Here is a 19255-nt window from a genome sequence, read left to right as displayed (position 1 = left end):
AAATATCAAAATAGAAACGAGGCATACTATGATTATTTCAAATCATTTTGAGCGCGAACTCATTATTTTACACATAATACTTACTAATAAAAGTACTACCTTGACGCTTCTATCAGAAGAAATAGCTATTCCAAAATTAACGATCAAAGGTGATATCATTAAATTGAACAACTACTTCGTTGAGCATACTAAAAATGAAAATGATCTTATTATTTCAAATAATCAAGGCATCATCTCGATAAACCCAATGTTTTCAGATAATATCATCACTTATTTTTATCAGCTAAAACTTGCGCTCTCCAATAACTCTACTCTTTTTAGGCTCTGTGTCTTATTGCTTACAAATTACAGTATTTCAAAGCAACAAATTCTCGATCATTTATTTATCTCGGAAGCATATTTACTGAAACTCTGTTCACAATTGAATGGTTATCTTTCTCAATTTGATTTATCTGTCAACAGTACAAATCAAATCTACTCTCTTAAAGGAAACGAAATTTGTCTTCGCATGTTTTCATATACAATCTTGCAAGATAATTTTCAAGGAATGGAGTGGCCATTTGATTCCACAACGCCAATCGTAAATTTTGATAATAGTAATTCTGCAATTTCTTTAACCAAAAATCATGCATTGTATTTATTTAGTGAAATAGTGCAACAACGCTTTTTAAATGATAACTTTCTAGTTATTGACCCTGATGATTCGCTCTATGACCTACTGAAACTTTTTCAAGAGAGCTACGATGTAACCAAACTATTTAATAAAAGTCCGTTTGAAAATCTTTCAGAAAATGTAGCAGATTCAGAGAAGCTATATCTCAACTTTTTCGCAAGAATTTTTCTGTCCGATTTGATCTCCTCTGAAACAAAAATTAATTTAGGAAGAAAATTCCAAGAATTTGATCACCCTGCTTGTCGACTAGCAAATGAAATATATTCAAAATTTTCAAATGTTTTCTTGGAACCTATCAGTGCTAACGAAAACGGTATCTATTTGTATTATTTAACGATTTTCAATATTCTCTATTCTCTGATTGGTGATAAGTACGTTCTTTTCTTAGAATTGATGATTCCTGTTCCACACTTAAATATTAATAAAAATGATGATTATATGAATCGCATCAAAAAAGAAATCGCGGAACTTTTTGAAGATAAAGCACTAGAAAATTATATCGCCGCATTGCTTTACACTGTTTCTTCTTTTAAAAAAAGTACCACCCTAAAATTATATATTCAAATGTCCAAAGTCTTTACAGCCGTATACGTTATTGAGAAACGTATCCAAACAATTTTCAACACCAACAATATTGTCTTTACAAATAATTTTTCCGAAGCTGATATCGTAATCACAGATAGTTTTGAAAAAAAATCAACTGACCAAATACTTTTCTACCTGGATTCCATCAACAACTCGAATAGGTGGATAGATCTTATTTCGCTCATCCAACAAAAATTTATAGAAAAAATTGATGATAGAAAGAAACAGTAGCCATTTCCATAAGCTATATGATTTGTAAAAAATAGGAATCTAACAGGAGAATTATGTTTCTATCTGTTAACACTTAACATGATTCAATCATCATCACCTTGTATGGACAAAGCTGTTCAACCTCTTTCATTGTTATATACTCTAAACAACTGACTTTTAACGAGACTAAAGAGATTTTTAATAGAACTTTTTACTATCAACCCACCTACCCGTTACATTCACACGATCTAAGAATGTAACTGGGGCTAAAGACATAATAAAAAAGCAACTTCAAATGTAGCGAGCGTCCAAGGTTAGACTAGCAATCTAACTTTGGACGCTCGCTTTCGGAAATTGAAGTTGCTTTTTTCATAATGATAACTAACTTATTTTTTATTTACTAATTCACTTGTTAGTATATCCGTTAAACCTTGAATAAATCGCTGTGCTTCTACACTCAACGTACGTTTACCAGAATGAATGACGCAGAGTTGATTTGGTTGACTATCTGCTAATGGAATAAGTTTGATTTGATCTTTGATACCACCAATAACAATTCCAGATCCAGAAGCATAAGCATCTGTTTCTAGTACTAAGTTCATCAGTGTCCCACGATCACTGGTATAAACAACTGATTCTTGTGCAGGTATCTCAATCAGATCTTCGTAAAAATAAGGAAAATTATTGCCATCTTGAGTAAAGCGTACTTGAGGGTAAGCTAACAATTCTTTTCTATGGATTTTCGTCTGTTTTGCTAGTGGATGTCCTTGTCTCAAAAAAATATGTGTAGAGAACGTATGAATCGTTCTGGCAACTAGCTCACCTTGCTGTAAATAGCGCATGATTCCAGCTTGGTTTTTTTCGTTCATGTATAGCACGCCTACTTCACTATGCTGTTCTCTCACTTCTTCAATCACTTTTGCAGTAGTCGTTTCCATGATTCTGAATTGTTTGATTTCTTGATTGAATTCTGCCATCATTTTGGCAATCAGTGGCCCTAAAAAATCATAGTGTTGAGAAGCCACAGAAAACATTTCGCGTGTTTCACTTGTTTGATAATAACTTTCAAGTGATTCTAATTGAACCAAAATTTTTTCTGCACGTTGCAAGAAATCTTGTCCTGCTTCTGTTAAATACGCGCCTCGATTTGTACGAGTAAATAAACTGATTCCTAATTCAGTTTCTAATTCTTTGATTCCGGTAGACAAGCTAGGTTGCGAAACGAATAACTTCTTAGCAGCCTCTCGAAAGCTACCATTATTCGCAACAGCAATCACATACTTCATTTGTTGGATATTCATGTATTTGACTCCTCAAAATAGTCGATTTTCCGATCATTAAGTGCTTGTAGCGGACGATTATTAGGCTGCGCATACTGTCCTTTAAATGGAGTCAGGAAGTCTTGATTTAACTGCCCAACTTGATCCATAACAAACCACTGAATAGGGCCTGCAGTTGGGGGTGTCGTTAATGAGCCAACATAATGATAGTGGCTCTTCTTTTCAGGGAAAAATACGATTGGATTCATCCAATGTTCATGCGCTGCTAAGTCCCAGCGTTCTTCGTGATTCCGATCATAAAACCAGCCATCCTCATGTCGCAACTCATACATAACTCCAACAACCAAGTTTTCTTGACGCTGATTCGTATGGACAAAATGAAATTCAATGTCTTCGTGTTTTCCATTGATAATATGCTCAGAAGGCAGATGGAAGTGGATATCTGTCAAATAAAATTCTTCACCTTGATATTTGACATAACTGATTTGGTCAAATGGTACTAAGTGGATCGTGTTTTTAAATTCTTTATCTGTGAATTTTTGACATTGATAATGGAAAGAAATCGTTTCTTTCACATCACTTACTTCTTGGCAAGTAACAAGTGGAATAGGTGATTGCAAAGAAAATTCTGCTCCTTTTGCAAACCAATCACATAAACTTGCCCAGTGCTCTGGCCCTCGCTCTCCCGAGTAGCCCCATTCAACATCCATATTTTTTTTCAACGCTTACGTCCTCCTGAGTCTTTCCATAAAAGTTAGTTCGTTCGTTTCTTTCTTTGTAAAGCGGCAGAAATATCTGCTAGAAACTCTTCTTTTCCGAAAAATTCTTGGTTCAATAGTTCTGGAAAAATAAAATCAAAGAAATAATTTACACTTGCTCGATGATCGAATTCTTTAATTGTTAAAATCGATTCAATAAACATTTCTCGGTAAACTTTTTCAGGATTATTTTTGCTGATTTCATCAAATGATTCATACAGCAAATCTACTTTATCCGCGATTGCTAGCAATTCTCCTTCAATCGTGTCATCTTTTCCTTCAAATAGGCGACGACGATAAATTTCTTGAAATTCTTCTGGGATTTCTTGATTAATAAATTCATCAGTCATTTTTTCTTCAACTGTTTGTAACATCCCTCGTAGTTCTTTATTTGCATATTTCACAGGTGTTTTGATGTCACCAATAAAGCGTTCTGTATAATCATGATTCAAAGATTTTTCATATAACAGTTTCCAATCAATCGTCTGTCCATTAGCTTCTTCAATATCGCCTAAAACTTGTGCAATTGATGCTACTCGAAACGAATGTGCCGCCACCGTGTGTTCTGTGTGCTTGAAGAAGCCAGGCGCACGAATAATTTTTTCTAAATTATTTAATCCTAAAAGGTATTCATTTAAGCCCATATTGCCATCTCTCCTCCATACTTTTCCAACAATCATAGCATTTACTCTTCGCATCATGCAATTACAAAGAACTAGATTTGCTGCTTTTTAATTTTTATTTAGCACAAATTCCACAAAAAATACTTGCACGAATAATTTTTCAATGAGTTAGCCGAGTTAAAGAATTAGTTGCAATTTTTTATTAATTTTTTTCTTTTTTATTGAGTCGTTTCCACTTTTCGGAATAAATATATCAAAACTTTTTGATAACACTCTTTCGCTCGTTCACTTGAGCAGTGATTTTAATTAATTGATCAAGATTCGGTGTTTTTGTTCCCGTTTCTTTTTTAAGCCGTTCAAAGGAACAAATAATCAACTCGATTTCTGTATAACTTCCCTGAGCTGATGCCATCAATGGTGTAGCATACATTAGTCTCAAACCAATTTTCGTCAAAAATTCATTTTGCAATAAATTTTTCTGAATCTTCGGCACAATCGGATATCCGTTTTCTTCTAAGACAGTAAACGCTTCTTTAAATGCTGAAGCCGTTATGGAAAATAAGCGAGTTAATTCTTGTTTATTTTTCATTTTTTTTCGATAAATAAGATCTAAGCTATTCAGTACCATAATCAATGCGGCATGGCTTTTCAGCCAGTCAGGTAAAGTTGGATCTGATTGCCATTGATAATTTGTTCGAGCAAAGACTTGATTCAAAAGCTGAGTCATTTCGAACTCATTGGAATCAAGATAGATTTTCATTTTGCCTCCATTGAAACGTAAAATTGTAATTAAGTTACCTTCCCTTGTTCCACCAGTATTTTGAAAACCAAAAAAGACTTGCTTAGCTGGATTTTTTTGAACGATTTTTTCTTTTAATAATTCTGGATTCATTTGATTGCCAACAAAAATCACTCGCTGACTGTGATTCCTAGCAATCGGTTCAATCACAGAATCAAAATCATTGTATTTCATTGTGACAAAAATCAAATCATACTTATCTGTTGGTTCTAGCTTTGAAATTATTTTGATTATATCCACTGTTCTTTTCTTCTGAATAACATGTTTTAATTCAAGCCCATTTGTTTCTAAATGCTCCTTCGTCTTTCCTCTGGCAAGTATCGTTACTTCATTCTCTTTATTTTTCGCAAGAATATGTGCAAGATAGCTTCCTTGAATACCTGCATCATAAATTAATAGTTTCATTTTTTCTCCTTTTATGAACACCTGTTTATAATTCAACGAACATCCAGTATAATAAACAGACCAAAGTCAGCAATCAATCATCAAAAATGACAATCTGTTGATTAACGAACAAATCACTTAACATGACAGGAGAATCACATGGATCGACGAGTGCGTAAAACACAAACAGCTATTCAAACAGCTTTTTTCCAATTGCTAAAAAAGCAAGACATCGAACGAGTAAAAGTCAGCGAGATTTGTGAACTAGCAGATATCAATCGCGGGACATTTTACTTAAATTACTTAGATAAATATGATCTTTTAGAAAAAATGATCCAACAATCAATTCAAGAACTAGTTACTTATTGTCAAACAGAAACAGCGGAAACAGACAATCTACTAATAAAAACTTTTCAATTCATCGTAGAGAACCAGGAAACGTATCGAATGTTGATTGCTTCTGATAAGCATGGTCTATTTACAGATTACCTAAAACAACATATCTTGACTTTTACAGCAACAAACGATCAAGCACAAACAACGGAAGCGATTTTTATTGCAAATGGAATCGTGGGTGTCTTGAATCATTATTTGTCTTCTCGTGAAGCTTCAATTGAATCGTTGTATGAAATCAAGCCCATTATTGAACGATTTCAGTTACCGTCAAACTTAGCAAAATACTAATGATACTATAAAAGACGACAACACTATGAAAATAGTTGTTATCGTCTTTTTGTTATGCATTCCAGTTTTCTGGATCTTTTTTCCAACTTTTCAGTAAATTTAATTCTTCTTCATTGATGTAGTTTGCTTCACGTGCTGTTTCAATTAATGTTGAATAGTTAGTCAACGTGACCAAAGGCATTTTCGCCTGAGCAAAATTAGTTAATCCTTTGGGTAGCTCATAAGTAAAGATTGCTGCTACACCTTGCACATCAGCACCTTCACGTGTTGCTGCTTCACAAGCTTCTAACACACTGCCACCAGTTGAGATCAAATCTTCAATGACAACCATTTTTTGACCTTCAAAAATCCGACCTTCAATTTGATTTCCTTTTCCATGATCTTTCGCTTTGCTGCGAATATAAACCATTGGTAAATCAAGGATATCTGCAACCCAAGCAGCATGAGGGATACCTGCTGTGGCTGTTCCAGCAATTACTTCGACTTCTGGAAACTCTTCTTTAATCTTTTTGGCTAAACCATTTGCTATTTCCCGACGAACCTTAGGATAACTCATCGTGATACGATTATCACAATAAATTGGGCTTTTCAATCCACTTGCCCAAGTAAATGGTTGTGTTGGGTTCAAAAATACTGCTTCAATTTCTAATAAGTCTTTTGCAATTAATTTTTCGACAGTCATTCGTGTTAGCTCCATTCGTTTTTTATTGTTTGGTAAGCTTCGTAAGGATTTTCTGCTTGTGTAATTGGGCGCCCAACTACAATGAAAGTTGCTCCAATTTCTCTTGCTCGTCCGGGAGTTACCACTCGCGTTTGATCACCGATGTCTGCTCCTTGTGGTCGGATGCCTGGTGTTAAGCAGACAAATTCAGAATTTGTAGCATCTTTGATTTTAGTTACTTCCAGTGCTGAAGAAACTACGCCATCTAATCCTGCTACTTGTGCACAAGTAGCGTAATGGATCACACTTTCTTCTAAAGGAACTTCAATCAGCTGATCATTATGCATCTCTTCTTCACTTGTCGAAGTCAACTGAGTAATTGCTAATAATAAGGGTCGTTGTTTTCCTTCCGGTGTTCCTGATGCTAAACCACGCATCGCAGCCTCCATCATTCGGATTCCTCCGGCGGCATGTACACAAGTGATATCAACGCCTAACTTTGCTAAGCCACGCATTGCTTTTTCAACTGTATTGGGAATATCATGTAATTTCAAATCTAAAAATACATCATGTCCTGATTCTTTCAGCCAACGGACAATCGCTGGCCCTTCTTGATAAAAGAGTTCCATCCCAATTTTAACAAACAACTTTTCCTCCTCAGGAAATAATTGTAAAAATTGTTCTACTTCGTTTCGGTTTGAAAAATCTAAGGCAATAATCGGTCGCTGATTCATTGTTGACGCTCCTCTCTAACTTCTTGAATAAGTTGTTCCAATGATGCGATACCTAACTCAGCCATTCGCTGAGGTAAAGCATCAATCAATTTTGGGCAAACGTAGGGATCTGTAAAATTGGCGGTTCCAACTGCGACTGCACTTGCACCCGCCATAATCATTTCTAATACATCATCAACCGTCTGAACACCACCCATACCAATAATTGGTAATTTAGAGACGCCTGCGACTTGATGGATTAAGCGAATCGCAACTGGTTTGATTGCGGGACCTGATAGACCACCTGTTTGATTCGCTAAAATCGGTTTTCTTGTCTTTAAATCAATGCGCATTCCTAAGAGTGTGTTAATCATAGTAAACCCGTCTGCTCCACCTGCTTCAATTGCTAAAGCAATAGGGACGATATCAGTAACGTTGGGCGATAATTTGACATAGATTGGAACCTTAGCAACTTTCTTTACCGCCTGTGTTAGTTGAAAAGCGACATCAGGATCTGTTCCAAACGCAATACCTCCGTGCTTCACGTTGGGGCAAGAGATGTTTAATTCGATTGCCTTCACATTAGGCGCATCACCAATTTTACCGCAGACTTCCACATAGTCTTCTTCGCATGCGCCTGCTACATTGGCAATGATTGGCAAATCAGGATATTTTTCTAATTCAGGTAATAACTCATTCATCACGGTTTCTAGTCCGGGATTTTGTAAGCCGATTGCATTTAGCATACCTGAAGGGGTTTCAGCAACACGAGGTGTCGGGTTACCAAATCTGGCTTGTGGTGTCGTTGCTTTAACCATGATTGAACCTAATTGATTCAAATCATAGTACTGTCCATATTCTTTTCCAAAACCAAAACAGCCGCTAGCAGGCATGATTGGATTTTTTAAATCAAGTCCTGGTATTTTTACTGCTAATGATGGTTGTGTCATAGAATCACCTCTCCTGCTTTGAAAATCGGACCTTCATCACAGACTTTCACACTTTTCGTTTCATCTTCTGCCTTGTGGCATACACAAGCATAGCAAGCACCGATTCCACATGCCATGCGTGATTCTAAAGAAAGCTGGACATTAGGATGATCGTGGAAAAAGTGCTCGACCGCCTTAAGCATTCCATTCGCACCACAAGCAAACACTGCGTCTGGTTTTTTATTTTCTTCTGCTAACAAAAGATTACCAACATTTCCTTGGACGCCTGCCGAGCCATCATCTGTAGCAATTTTTGTTTCTCCAAGTTGTTGGAACTTTTCTTCATAGTACATAACATCTGCTGATGCAAAACCTAAAAAGTGCTTGACTTTGACACCTTTTGCTTTTAGTTGATGAGATAATTCACATAATGGTGGAATCCCGATACCACCGCCAACGATGAATGCACAATCTCCAGCTTGTAATCCCGTTAAATCAAACCCATTTCCTAGTGGTCCCATCACATCCAGCGTATCACCTGTAGTCAACGTTGAAAATGATTTAGTTCCGTCACCTTCTACACGATAAATGATTCGACAAGTATTCGTACTTGGATCGATTTTATTTAAACTAATTGGTCTACGTAATAACAAGTCTTCTCTAGGAACACGGATATGAATAAATTGACCCGGACGCTTCATCTCTTGAACTAATTCACCCTTTAGTGTCAGTTCGAAAATTCGTGGTGCTAACTGATTTTGTTGAATGATTTCCATAACTTCTTGTTTCATATCCACACTCCTATACTTATCGACTTTGTTAAAACTCATTGATGAAGCCGTTTTTATACTCAACCTATTTTTCCATAAAACAGCTCCTCAGAGCAACTCACAACTAGTCAGAACCAGCTAAAAGGATTCTGTTACTTGTCAGTTACTTCAGCGGAGCTAAGTGAATGATGCGAACCTTTTTAAATTGCTTTTGTTGAAAACGCACGTGATTCCATCACTCGAACGATTGCATCTGCTGTATCAAGTGAAGTAAAGAGTGGTACACCATGTTCAACTGATTCACGTCGGATAATAAAGCCATCTTTTGACGCATTCCCACGGTCTTTATCAATCGTATTCACAACTACTTGTGCTTTTCCTGTTCGAATGATATCGACAACGTTTTCCTCTGTTGTTGTTTCTGAAATTTTCGCTACTGTCGTAACAATTAACCCGTTGTTACGGAAAAATTCGGCTGTATGTTTCGTACCTAGCAAACTGTAACCAATCTCTGCAAAGCGTCTAGCTAAGCCCAATGCTTCTTCTTTTGTTTCGTCTGCAATCGTAAAGAGGACTGCACCATAATCTGGTAGATTTAACCCAGCAGCTCGAAAGGCTTTATACAAAGCTTTGTCTAAGTTTCGATCGGAGCCCATGACTTCACCAGTTGATTTCATTTCAGGTCCTAAGTACGTGTCAACCTTTTGTAGCTTCGTGAATGAAAAGACAGGTGCTTTTACATGGACATCTTCGGTTTCAGGATAAAGACCTGTTTCATAACCTAATTCCCGCAAACTTTGGCCCAAAATGGCTTTGGTTGCTACTTGTGCCATTGGGATCCCAGTTACTTTACTTAAAAATGGTACAGTACGGCTCGCACGGGGATTGACTTCGATCACATAGACTTTTTCTTCATGGATCACAAATTGGATATTCATCATTCCAATACAGTTTAGTCCTAAAGCTAATCGTTTCGTGTAATCTTCAATTGTCGATTTAATCTCTTCTGATAATGTTTGTGGTGGGTATACCGCCATTGAGTCACCTGAATGGACCCCCGCACGCTCAATATGTTCCATGATTCCAGGAATCAAGACAGTTTCTCCATCACAGATCGCATCAACTTCGCATTCACCGCCCACTAAGTAGCGGTCAATCAAAACAGGATGTTCAGGCGAGGCTTTCACGGCATGCTCCATATAATCCTCTAGGTCACGCTGATTTTCTACGATTTCCATTGCCCGTCCGCCAAGCACATAACTTGGACGAACTAAGACAGGATAACCAATCATCGTTGCAATTTTTACAGCTTCTTCTTTACTTGTTGCTGTATCTCCTAGTGGCTGTGGAATCTTTAGTTCTTGCAACGCTTGTTCAAATAAATCACGGTTTTCTGCTCGATCCAAATCCTCAATCGTAGTTCCTAAAATTTTCACACCAGCTTTTGCTAACGGCTCACCTAAATTGATTGCCGTTTGTCCGCCAAACTGAACGATAACGCCAATTGGTTGTTCTAGCTCAATCACATTTATCACATCTTCAAAAGTCAGTGGTTCAAAGTACAACTTATCTGAAACTGAGAAATCTGTGGAAACTGTTTCTGGATTACTATTCATAATGATTGCTTCATAACCTGCTTGTTGGATTGCTTTTACTGAATGAACCGTCGCATAGTCGAACTCCACTCCTTGACCAATTCGAATTGGTCCAGAGCCAAGTACCAACACAGATGGTTTTTCTGAGCGACTACTTTCATTTTCAAATTCATACGAGCTATAAAAATAAGGCGTATTTGATTCAAATTCAGCTGCACAAGTATCTACCATTTTGTAGACTGGCAATAACTGATTTTCTTTTCGAAGTTCACGAATTTTTTCTGGCGTTGTTTGCCATAATTGTGCAATCTTTTTGTCTGTAAATCCGTTTTTCTTTGCTAATTTCAACAGCCTTAAATTGGAAGGCTCTGCTTGTAATTGGGTTTCGATTTCAATAATATGGAGTAATTTATCTAAGAAGAATAAGTCAATCTTTGTTAACTCAGCTATTTCCTCAATTGGATAGCCTCGGCGTAAAGCCTCCGCAACATAAAACAGACGATCGTCTTGTGCTCGAACCATTTTTTCAGTTAGCTGGTCTTCATTCACATTTGCCAATTCAGGAAGCTCAAGATGATGTGTGCCGATTTCAAGAGAGCGAACGGCTTTTAGTAACGACTCTTCGATATTTCGTCCAATTGCCATGACTTCACCCGTTGCTTTCATTTGTGTTCCCAGTATACGTTCCCCATTTTCAAATTTATCAAATGGCCAACGTGGGATTTTTGCAACGACATAGTCTAACGCTGGTTCGAATTCTGCATAAGTTGTTCCAGTTACTGGATTTTTCATTTCATCTAAAGTCAAGCCCAACGCGATTTTAGCCGCTAATTTTGCAATTGGATAGCCGGTTGCTTTACTTGCTAGTGCCGAAGATCGTGAAACACGTGGATTTACTTCAATCACATAATAATTAAAGCTATGAGGGTCAAGGGCAAGCTGAACGTTACAACCACCTTCGATTTTCAACGCACGAATAATTGAAAGTGACGCATCACGCAATGTTTGATATTCGTGATCAGATAGCGTTTGACTTGGTGCAAAAACAATGGAATCTCCTGTGTGGATACCTACTGGATCAAAGTTCTCCATATTACAAACAACAATCGCATTATCAGCTGAGTCACGCATCACTTCGTACTCGATTTCTTTATATCCAGCAATACTGCGCTCAATCAAGCATTGCGTAACAGGTGATAAACTCAGCCCATTTTCTGCAGTGATTCGCAATTCTTCTTCATTTTCACACATTCCACCACCTGTACCTCCAAGGGTGAATGCAGGTCGAACAATAATCGGATAACCAATTTGATTCGCAAAAGCGACGGCATCTTCGACCGTAGTCACGATTTCTGATTCGGGAATTGGCTGATTTAAGTCTTCCATCAATTTTTTGAACAAATCTCGATCTTCTGCTTGGTCGATTGCAGAAAGCTTCGTACCCAGAAGTTCAATCTGAAGTTCATCCAAAATTCCTGACTCAGCTAGTTCCATCGCCATGTTTAAACCCGTTTGGCCACCTAAAGTTGGAAGCAGTGCATCTGGACGTTCTTTTCTTAAAATGCGTGAAACAAACTCTAATGTTATTGGCTCGATGTAGACTTGATCCGCAATTTCTTGATCTGTCATAATCGTTGCAGGATTTGAGTTGACTAAAACAACTTCATAGCCTTCTTCTTTAAGTGCAAGACAAGCTTGCGTTCCAGCATAATCAAATTCGGCCGCTTGACCGATAATGATTGGTCCTGAGCCAATCACCATGATTTTTTTGATATCTGTCCGTTTTGGCATTCTTATTGCTCCCTTCCTGCATCCATCATTTCCATAAATTCATCAAATAAGTGTAGTGCATCGTGTGGTCCTGGTGCTGCATCAGGGTGAAATTGCACACTAAAAGCAGGGTAATCGCGATGGCGAATCCCTTCCACTGTTCCATCGTTCACTTCAATATGAGTGACCATTAGTTTATTCGGATCAATTGTGTTTTCATCAACTGCGTATCCGTGGTTTTGTGAAGTAAAGTCAATTCTCCCCGTCGCAATTTCTCGTACGGGATGATTTAATCCTCGATGACCAAATTTCATCTTATACGTGTCTGCACCATTAGCTAGTGCAAACAATTGGTGACCTAAACAAATACCAAAAATCGGCACTTTTCCTTGAATTTCTTGAATCATCTTGATTGCTTCAGGCACATCTTTGGGATCTCCCGGTCCATTTGTCAGCATCACGCCATCGGGTGCAAGTTCGAGAATCGTTTTTGCTTCTGTGTTATAAGGCATGACTGTTAAGTTACAATTTCGTTTGCTTAATTCACGTAAGATGCTATGTTTCAAGCCAAAATCAATTACAACTACATTTCGCCCTGTGCCAGGACTTGGATAAGGTTTGTTGGTCGACACTTGTTGGACTTGATTCGTTGCTAAAACAGTCGCTTTTAATTGATCAAATGCATGTTCAAAACTATCACCTGCATCAACAATACTTGCTTTCATCGTCCCAACTTCGCGAATTTTACGGGTTAAAGCTCTTGTATCAATTCCCGAAATCCCTGGGATCCCTTTTTGTTTCAAAAAAGCATCTAACGTCATCTGATTGCGCCAGTTTGAAGCCACTCGCGCATGTTCCTTCACTACAACACCCTTACAAGTCGGCGAAATCGACTCGTAATCATCTCGGTTCACGCCATAATTTCCAACCATTGGATACGTAAAAGTAATGATTTGACCATTAAAGCTTTGATCTGTAATCGTTTCTTGGTAACCAGTCATACTTGTTGTAAAAACAATTTCACCAAAAACATTTGCATCTGCTCCAAAGGCTTGCCCTTCAAATACAGTCCCATCTTCTAAAATCAGTAATCGATCCATCCTGCTCCTAGACCTCCTTTTGCCAAGCAATTTTTCCGTCAACGAATGTCAACAATGTTTCCCCTTTGACCGTCCAATCAACGAATGGTGTATTCTCACCTTTTGACAAGAAGTCTTCTTTCGCAATTTTATACTCGTGTTCGATATCAAACACTGCAATATCTGCTGGAGCGCCAATCGTTAGTGTCCCAACATTCAAGTCAAAAATTTCTGCTGGTTTAACAGCTAGCCATTCAATCACTTGTTCCAGCGTGAAAATGCCGGTTTTAACAAAATGAGTATAAATCAACTGAAAAGCTGTTTCGCTTCCAACGATTCCGAATGGTGCATTTAAAAAGCTTTGACTCTTTTCTTCTAGACCATGAGGTGCATGGTCTGTGGCGATGCAATCAATTGTTCCATCAAGTAATCCTTCAATCAGCGCTTCGCGATCTTCACGTCCACGTAGGGGTGGATTCATTTTCCAAAAACCAAAATCTTCTGGAATATCTTCATCAATCAAGAGCAAATGGTGCGGCGAAACTTCTGCTGTTACATGAACACCAGCTTTTTTCGCATCGCGGATAATACGAACACTTTCTTTCGTTGATACGTGACAGACGTGGTAATGGACACCTGTTTCTTCCGCTAAAATTAAATCTCTCGCAATTTGCGAAGATTCGGTTGCACTTAAAATTCCCGGCAAATCCAATTCTTTGGCTTTTTCGCCTGCGTGCATAACGCCACCGAACAGTAAGGATTCATCTTCGGTATGGGCAACCAATGCTTTATTATTTTTAGCAGCTTCCTTCATTGCTAGATACATCGTACCTGCTGTTTGTACACCAACACCATCATTGGTGAATGCAAAGGCACCTGCGTCAATCAACGCCTCTTGATCAACTAAAACCTCACTTCGCAACTTTTCAGTGATTGGTGCGTACTGTAAGACTTTCACAACTGCATCTCGCTTGATGATTTCATAAACTTGACTTAGTTTTTCAGCTGTATCAGGCACAGGATCTAGATTAGGCATTGCGCACACTGTAGTAAATCCGCCATGTGCTGCTGCTTTCGTTCCTGCTTCAATCGTTTCTTTATACGTAAAACCAGGTTCTCTTAAATGAACATGTACGTCCACTAGCCCCGGTGTGATGAGTTGTCCTTTTGCATCAAACACTTCATCAAATTCAGTCTCAGAAAATCCAGTACCGATTGCTTTGATTTTCCCTTCTTCAATCCAAATTTCTGCAGGTGTTGTTTCATTTTTTCGTGTAATGATTTGACCGTTTTTAATGAGTGTTTTCATGTCTTCGTCCTCCTACTTTTACGCTTTCCCGTTTAGTACTGCCTCTAAAATTGCCATTCTGACAAATACGCCATTGCTCATTTGTTGAACGATTCGTGACTGTAATCCTTCCACTAATGAGTCGGCTAGTTCAACGTCACGATTGACAGGTGCTGGGTGCATGATGATTGCATGTTTTTGCATCTTCTTTGCACGTTCAACAGTTAAGCCATGTTCTTGATGATAACTTTCTTTTGAGAAACTTTCTTTTCCATCATGACGTTCATGTTGTACTCGTAGCATCATCATTACATCTACTTGGTCGAGTAGTTCATCCAGTGGCAAGTAGTGTCCGTAAACTTCAAATTCATTGTCATACCATTCTTCTGGTCCAGAGAAGAAAACTTGTGCGCCTAGGCGTTTCAACATTTGCATGTTTGATTTAGCGACACGTGAATGTGTAATGTCACCAACGATGGCTACTTTCAGTCCGTCAAAATGGCCAAATTCTTCATAAATCGTCATCAAATCTAGTAAACATTGTGTTGGATGCTGACCACTGCCATCCCCACCGTTGATAATCGAGCATTGGATTGTTTTGCTTTGAATCAAATCCTCATAATAGTTTTCATCTCCATGACGAATGACTGCTACATCCACTCCTAATGCGGACATTGTCAAAACGGTATCGTAAAGTGTTTCCCCTTTTGAAACTGAGCTAGTGCTTGCTTCAAACTCGATTACTTCTAAACCAAGCTTTTTCTCAGCTACATCAAAACTTTTATGTGTTCTTGTACTATTTTCGAAAAATAAGTTAGTTGCAAAATATTGGCTCTTTTGTGGTGTCCATTTTGCACCTTGTTTGAACTCTTGCCCGCGGCGAATCAAGCCCATAACTTCTTGGTCTGTTAGTGCTTCAACGGTTAATAAATGTTTTAAACTGATACGTTCTGATTGGATGATCATGAATTTTCCTCCTAGTTTTCTTCGCTACGTGAAGTTTCTGGTAAGATAAGATTTAAAATGATACCAAGGACAGTTGCTAATGCCATTGCTGATAACGTGAATGTTCCTACTTGGAAGACTAAGCCTCCGATACCGACAACCAAGATGACTGCTGCAATCAACAAGTTTTTCTTTTTATCGAAATCTACTTTGTTCTCAATCAAGATTTTCATCCCGCTAGCTGCGATAACACCGAACAAGATAAAACTGATTCCTGAAATAACTGGTCCAGGGATACTTAAGATTAAGGCACTTAGTTTTCCAACAAATCCCAAGATAACCGCGAAGAATGCTGCTCCGCCAATCACGAAGACGCTATGCACTCGTGTGATTGCTAGTACGCCAATGTTTTCTCCATAACTTGTAACTGGAGGGCCACCGACAAACGCTGCAACGATCTGTGCTAATCCGTCACCCATTAATGTTTTGTGCAATCCAGGCTCTTCAAAGAAGTTTCTGCGAGTTAATTTGTTCAGCACCATCAAATGACCAATATGTTCTGTCATTGTTACAAATGCGATTGGTGCCATTGTTGTAATCGCACCTAGATATAATTTTGGTTCATATTGAACAAATGGAATTTCAAAGTTTGGTAAAGCAAACCACGCTGCGTCTGCAATCGGTTGTGTATCAACAATTCCAAAGAGTAAGGCGACGATGTAGCCACTCACGATTCCTAATAAGATTGGAATCAACCCAAGAAATCCGCGTAAGAACATATTGAAGAAAATCGTCAAACCTAACGTGATTAACGCTACGGCAATGTATTTAAAATCGTAGTTACCATTGTTGTACATTGCATTGTTTGCAGCATTTGCTGCTAGCCCCAACCCGATAACCATAATTACTGGTCCAACAACGATTGGTGGTAAGATTCGGTCAAGCCATGCTGCACCGATTTTTTTGATAATCAAAGCGACAATCAGGTAAACCAACCCAGTTGTGATTGCTCCTTGCGCAATTGCTGGATAACCATCTGTTTTCATCAACATTTGCATCGCTGCAATAAAGGCAAAGCTACTTCCTAAGTAAGCTGGAATTTTTCCTTTTGTTGTAAACAAGTAAACCAGTGTGCCCAATCCTGAACTGACTAACGCAATCCCCGGATCGATTCCAACTAAAATCGGTACTAAAACTGTTGCTCCAAACATCGTGAATAAATGCTGTAAACTTAAACCAACCCAATGACCTAATTTTGGACGGTCATGAATGTCTAATACGACACTATCATTATGAAATTCTTTTTTCTCTGACATATCTTTTCCCCTATTCTTCCTCTTTTAAAATCATGATACGATCTTGTCCGTCAAGCTCTTGCATCTCTACTAAAATTTCTTCTGCTTTTGATGTTGGAATATTTTTCCCGACATAATCGGCACGAATTGGTAGTTCGCGATGACCGCGATCAACTAGTACAGCTAATGAAATTTTTCTTGGACGCCCTAAATCCATGATGGCATCCATTGCCGCTCGAATCGTACGCCCTGTGTAAAGCACGTCATCAATCAAGATAACTTCTTTTCCTTCTAAAGAAACTGGCACATCTGATGAATGTAGCTCAGGTCCTTCTGCAAGCTCTTTTTTATCATCACGATACAATGTGATGTCTAACTCACCAACTGGAACTTCGATGTCTTCCAACTGTTTTAATCGTTCGGCAATTCGAGCAGCAATATAAATTCCTCGTGTTTTGATTCCCACTAAGACGATGTCTTCAATGCTGTGATTTCTTTCGATGATTTCATAAGTAATTCGTGTCAATGCTCGTTTCATTGTTACTTGATCGACTACTTCTTTGGTTTGCATACTGTTTCCCTCCATTTTTTTGCATAAAAAAACTCCTGCCCTAAGAGGACAGGAGGTATGTTTAGACTGATTGTACAATTTGGTACGTTCATAGATAGCTAATACAGTTGCACTGTTAGCTATACTTCGTCATTGAGCATCACACATATAGCGCACCATATGGTTGATTACTCACACCCTTCTTAGCCTCACGGGACTAAACTTAAAGGACTACTATTTAATTTTCGTTTAAGCTTTTCGTTGTTAATACTATACCGTTGCCAGCATAAAAAATCAATGGCTTTTTCTTAATTTTTCTAAAGTTTTTTCAAACACTTCAGGAAGTGGTGCTTCAAAGACCATTTCTTGTCCGGTAACAGGATGTGTGAAGCCTAACATCTGGGCATGTAAGAATTGACCATTTCCTGGTAAAGTTTTCTTTGGCCCGTATACAGGATCGCCTGCCAAAGGAAAACCAATATATTGCATATGGACACGAATTTGGTGCGTACGACCTGTTTCTAATTTTAATTCAACCAAAGTAAATCCTTCAAAACGTTCTAGCACAGTAAAATGAGTAACAGCAGATTTTCCATCTTCACGAACGGATTGCATCTTGCGATTGACTTTTGAACGGCCAATCGGCGCATTGATCGTTCCCTTATCGTGCGAAATCTCACCATGAACTAACGCAACGTATTTTCGTAAAGAAGTTTTATCTTTTAATTGTTTTGCCAATGATTCATGTGCTTGGTCATTCTTGGCAACCATTAACAAACCAGAGGTATCTTTATCAATCCGATGCACGATTCCAGGGCGAATCACACCGTTGATGGAAGATAAATCTTTGACATGATACATCAACGCATTTACCAAAGTTCCATGGCTGTGCCCAGCTGAAGGGTGGACAACCATGCCTTGTGGCTTATTGATAACTGCGACATCTTCGTCCTCGTAAACAATTGTTAACGGAATATCTTCAGCGATGACATCTAATGTTTCTGGCTTGGGAATTTCTACAAATAGTTCATCCTTTGCTTTCACTTTATAATTTGCTTTAACGGGTTGACCATTTACAGCAACCACGCCTTCTTTTAACCAAAGTTGGATTTGAGAACGACTATAATCTGGAAATAAGCCTGTTAGGACTTTATCAATTCGTCCTGTTTCTTGTTCGATTGTTGCTCTTAGTTCTGTCATTTTTTCACTTGATCCTTTTCATCTAAAATAATATATATCAATATACAAATCACGCCACAAACTAATGAAATATCAGCGACATTAAAAATCGGAAAGTTCATAAAATCTGTTTGGAACATGTCCACTACATAACCTAAACGCACACGATCAATAAAGTTTCCAATCGCGCCTGCTAAAATCAATGCCAAACCAGTCATAAACCAACGACTTGCTGTCTGCCTGTTTTTAATCATTAAATAAACGATTGCTACCACAGCAACAATTGTTACCACAGTAAAGAACCACATTTTTCCCTCTAGCATGCTCCAAGCTGCTCCCGTATTCCGAATATGGTTTAGCGATAAGACACCAGGAATGATTGGTTGGGTTTCTCCTAATGCTAAGTTGCTTGTAATCCACCATTTGACCCATTGATCTATTGCAATCAAAGCGCCACTCATTATCCAATATATAACTAACACACG

Annotated in this window: 18 protein-coding genes; 2 read left to right on the top strand and 16 right to left on the bottom strand. The window is 38.2% G+C overall.

The window, feature by feature from the left end:
- The first annotated feature begins 28 nt into the window (after positions 1–28).
- On the top strand, positions 29–1489 hold the full coding sequence (locus AB3I20_RS00490; RefSeq protein ID WP_368026795.1) for a helix-turn-helix domain-containing protein: 1461 nt from the start codon (positions 29–31) through the stop codon (positions 1487–1489).
- Between the two features lie 365 nt (positions 1490–1854).
- Here the strand turns inward: AB3I20_RS00490 and AB3I20_RS00485 are convergent, their stop codons facing one another.
- From AB3I20_RS00485 to AB3I20_RS00470, 4 genes are all read right to left on the bottom strand, one after another.
- On the bottom strand, positions 1855–2769 hold the full coding sequence (locus AB3I20_RS00485; protein WP_075492101.1) for a LysR family transcriptional regulator: 915 nt from the start codon (positions 2767–2769) through the stop codon (positions 1855–1857).
- Positions 2766–3470 (bottom strand): carbonic anhydrase family protein, encoded by a 705-nt coding sequence (locus tag AB3I20_RS00480; protein ID WP_067482235.1) that lies wholly within the window; start codon positions 3468–3470, stop codon positions 2766–2768. Before AB3I20_RS00480 ends, AB3I20_RS00485 begins: the two co-directional genes overlap by 4 nt.
- A gap of 32 nt (positions 3471–3502) precedes the next feature.
- The gene (locus AB3I20_RS00475; RefSeq protein WP_067482237.1) at positions 3503–4150 is read right to left on the bottom strand and encodes a YfbR-like 5'-deoxynucleotidase; all 648 of its coding nucleotides are present in this window, start codon (positions 4148–4150) and stop codon (positions 3503–3505) included.
- Between the two features lie 232 nt (positions 4151–4382).
- Entirely contained in the window at positions 4383–5333 is a 951-nt protein-coding gene (locus AB3I20_RS00470; RefSeq protein WP_368026794.1) for a ketopantoate reductase family protein, read from the bottom strand.
- A 138-nt stretch (positions 5334–5471) separates the two neighbouring features.
- Between AB3I20_RS00470 and AB3I20_RS00465 the strand changes: the two genes are divergently transcribed.
- Positions 5472–5996, top strand: a complete 525-nt coding sequence (locus AB3I20_RS00465; RefSeq protein ID WP_086270901.1) for a TetR family transcriptional regulator — start codon at positions 5472–5474, stop codon at positions 5994–5996.
- Positions 5997–6048: 52 nt separating this feature from the next.
- Here the strand turns inward: AB3I20_RS00465 and pyrE are convergent, their stop codons facing one another.
- The 12 genes from pyrE to lspA all read right to left on the bottom strand — a co-directional run bounded on the left by pyrE (position 6049) and on the right by lspA (position 19252).
- On the bottom strand, positions 6049–6678 hold the full coding sequence (gene pyrE, locus AB3I20_RS00460) for an orotate phosphoribosyltransferase (RefSeq protein ID WP_067482242.1): 630 nt from the start codon (positions 6676–6678) through the stop codon (positions 6049–6051).
- A 5-nt stretch (positions 6679–6683) separates the two neighbouring features.
- Positions 6684–7391 (bottom strand): orotidine-5'-phosphate decarboxylase, encoded by a 708-nt coding sequence (pyrF, locus tag AB3I20_RS00455; protein ID WP_284590464.1) that lies wholly within the window; start codon positions 7389–7391, stop codon positions 6684–6686.
- The gene (locus AB3I20_RS00450; protein ID WP_067482246.1) at positions 7388–8320 is read right to left on the bottom strand and encodes a dihydroorotate dehydrogenase; all 933 of its coding nucleotides are present in this window, start codon (positions 8318–8320) and stop codon (positions 7388–7390) included. Before AB3I20_RS00450 ends, pyrF begins: the two co-directional genes overlap by 4 nt.
- Positions 8317–9090, bottom strand: a complete 774-nt coding sequence (locus AB3I20_RS00445; protein ID WP_368026793.1) for a dihydroorotate dehydrogenase electron transfer subunit — start codon at positions 9088–9090, stop codon at positions 8317–8319. The genes AB3I20_RS00450 and AB3I20_RS00445 overlap by 4 nt, the downstream gene beginning before the upstream one ends.
- Before the next feature lie 179 nt (positions 9091–9269).
- The gene (gene carB, locus AB3I20_RS00440) at positions 9270–12455 is read right to left on the bottom strand and encodes a carbamoyl-phosphate synthase large subunit (protein ID WP_368026792.1); all 3186 of its coding nucleotides are present in this window, start codon (positions 12453–12455) and stop codon (positions 9270–9272) included.
- A gap of 2 nt (positions 12456–12457) precedes the next feature.
- Positions 12458–13534: a carbamoyl phosphate synthase small subunit gene (locus tag AB3I20_RS00435; protein ID WP_067482251.1), complete on the bottom strand. Its 1077-nt coding sequence runs from the start codon at positions 13532–13534 to the stop codon at positions 12458–12460.
- 7 nt (positions 13535–13541) lie between these two features.
- A complete protein-coding gene (locus AB3I20_RS00430; protein WP_071868960.1) occupies positions 13542–14822 on the bottom strand; it encodes a dihydroorotase in 1281 nt (426 codons plus the stop codon).
- 18 nt (positions 14823–14840) lie between these two features.
- Positions 14841–15767 carry an aspartate carbamoyltransferase catalytic subunit gene (locus AB3I20_RS00425; protein ID WP_067482255.1) on the bottom strand — a complete coding sequence of 309 codons (927 nt, stop codon included), beginning with the start codon at positions 15765–15767 and terminating at the stop codon, positions 14841–14843.
- Between the two features lie 11 nt (positions 15768–15778).
- Positions 15779–17062: a solute carrier family 23 protein gene (locus AB3I20_RS00420; protein WP_067482257.1), complete on the bottom strand. Its 1284-nt coding sequence runs from the start codon at positions 17060–17062 to the stop codon at positions 15779–15781.
- A 10-nt stretch (positions 17063–17072) separates the two neighbouring features.
- Positions 17073–17612: a bifunctional pyr operon transcriptional regulator/uracil phosphoribosyltransferase PyrR gene (gene pyrR, locus AB3I20_RS00415; RefSeq protein ID WP_067482259.1), complete on the bottom strand. Its 540-nt coding sequence runs from the start codon at positions 17610–17612 to the stop codon at positions 17073–17075.
- Positions 17613–17885: 273 nt separating this feature from the next.
- Positions 17886–18791: an RluA family pseudouridine synthase gene (locus AB3I20_RS00410; RefSeq protein ID WP_368026791.1), complete on the bottom strand. Its 906-nt coding sequence runs from the start codon at positions 18789–18791 to the stop codon at positions 17886–17888.
- Positions 18788–19252, bottom strand: coding sequence for a signal peptidase II (gene lspA / locus AB3I20_RS00405; protein ID WP_067482263.1), 465 nt, complete (start codon positions 19250–19252; stop codon positions 18788–18790). The genes AB3I20_RS00410 and lspA overlap by 4 nt, the downstream gene beginning before the upstream one ends.
- Between the last annotated feature and the right edge of the window lie 3 nt (positions 19253–19255).

Origin of the sequence: Enterococcus sp. C50 (assembly GCF_040887505.1) — a bacterium.
Classification (GTDB): domain Bacteria; phylum Bacillota; class Bacilli; order Lactobacillales; family Enterococcaceae; genus Enterococcus_B; species Enterococcus_B thailandicus.
The sequence above is the reverse complement of the archived record's forward strand: the minus strand, read 5'-3'. Positions and strand labels throughout refer to the sequence as shown.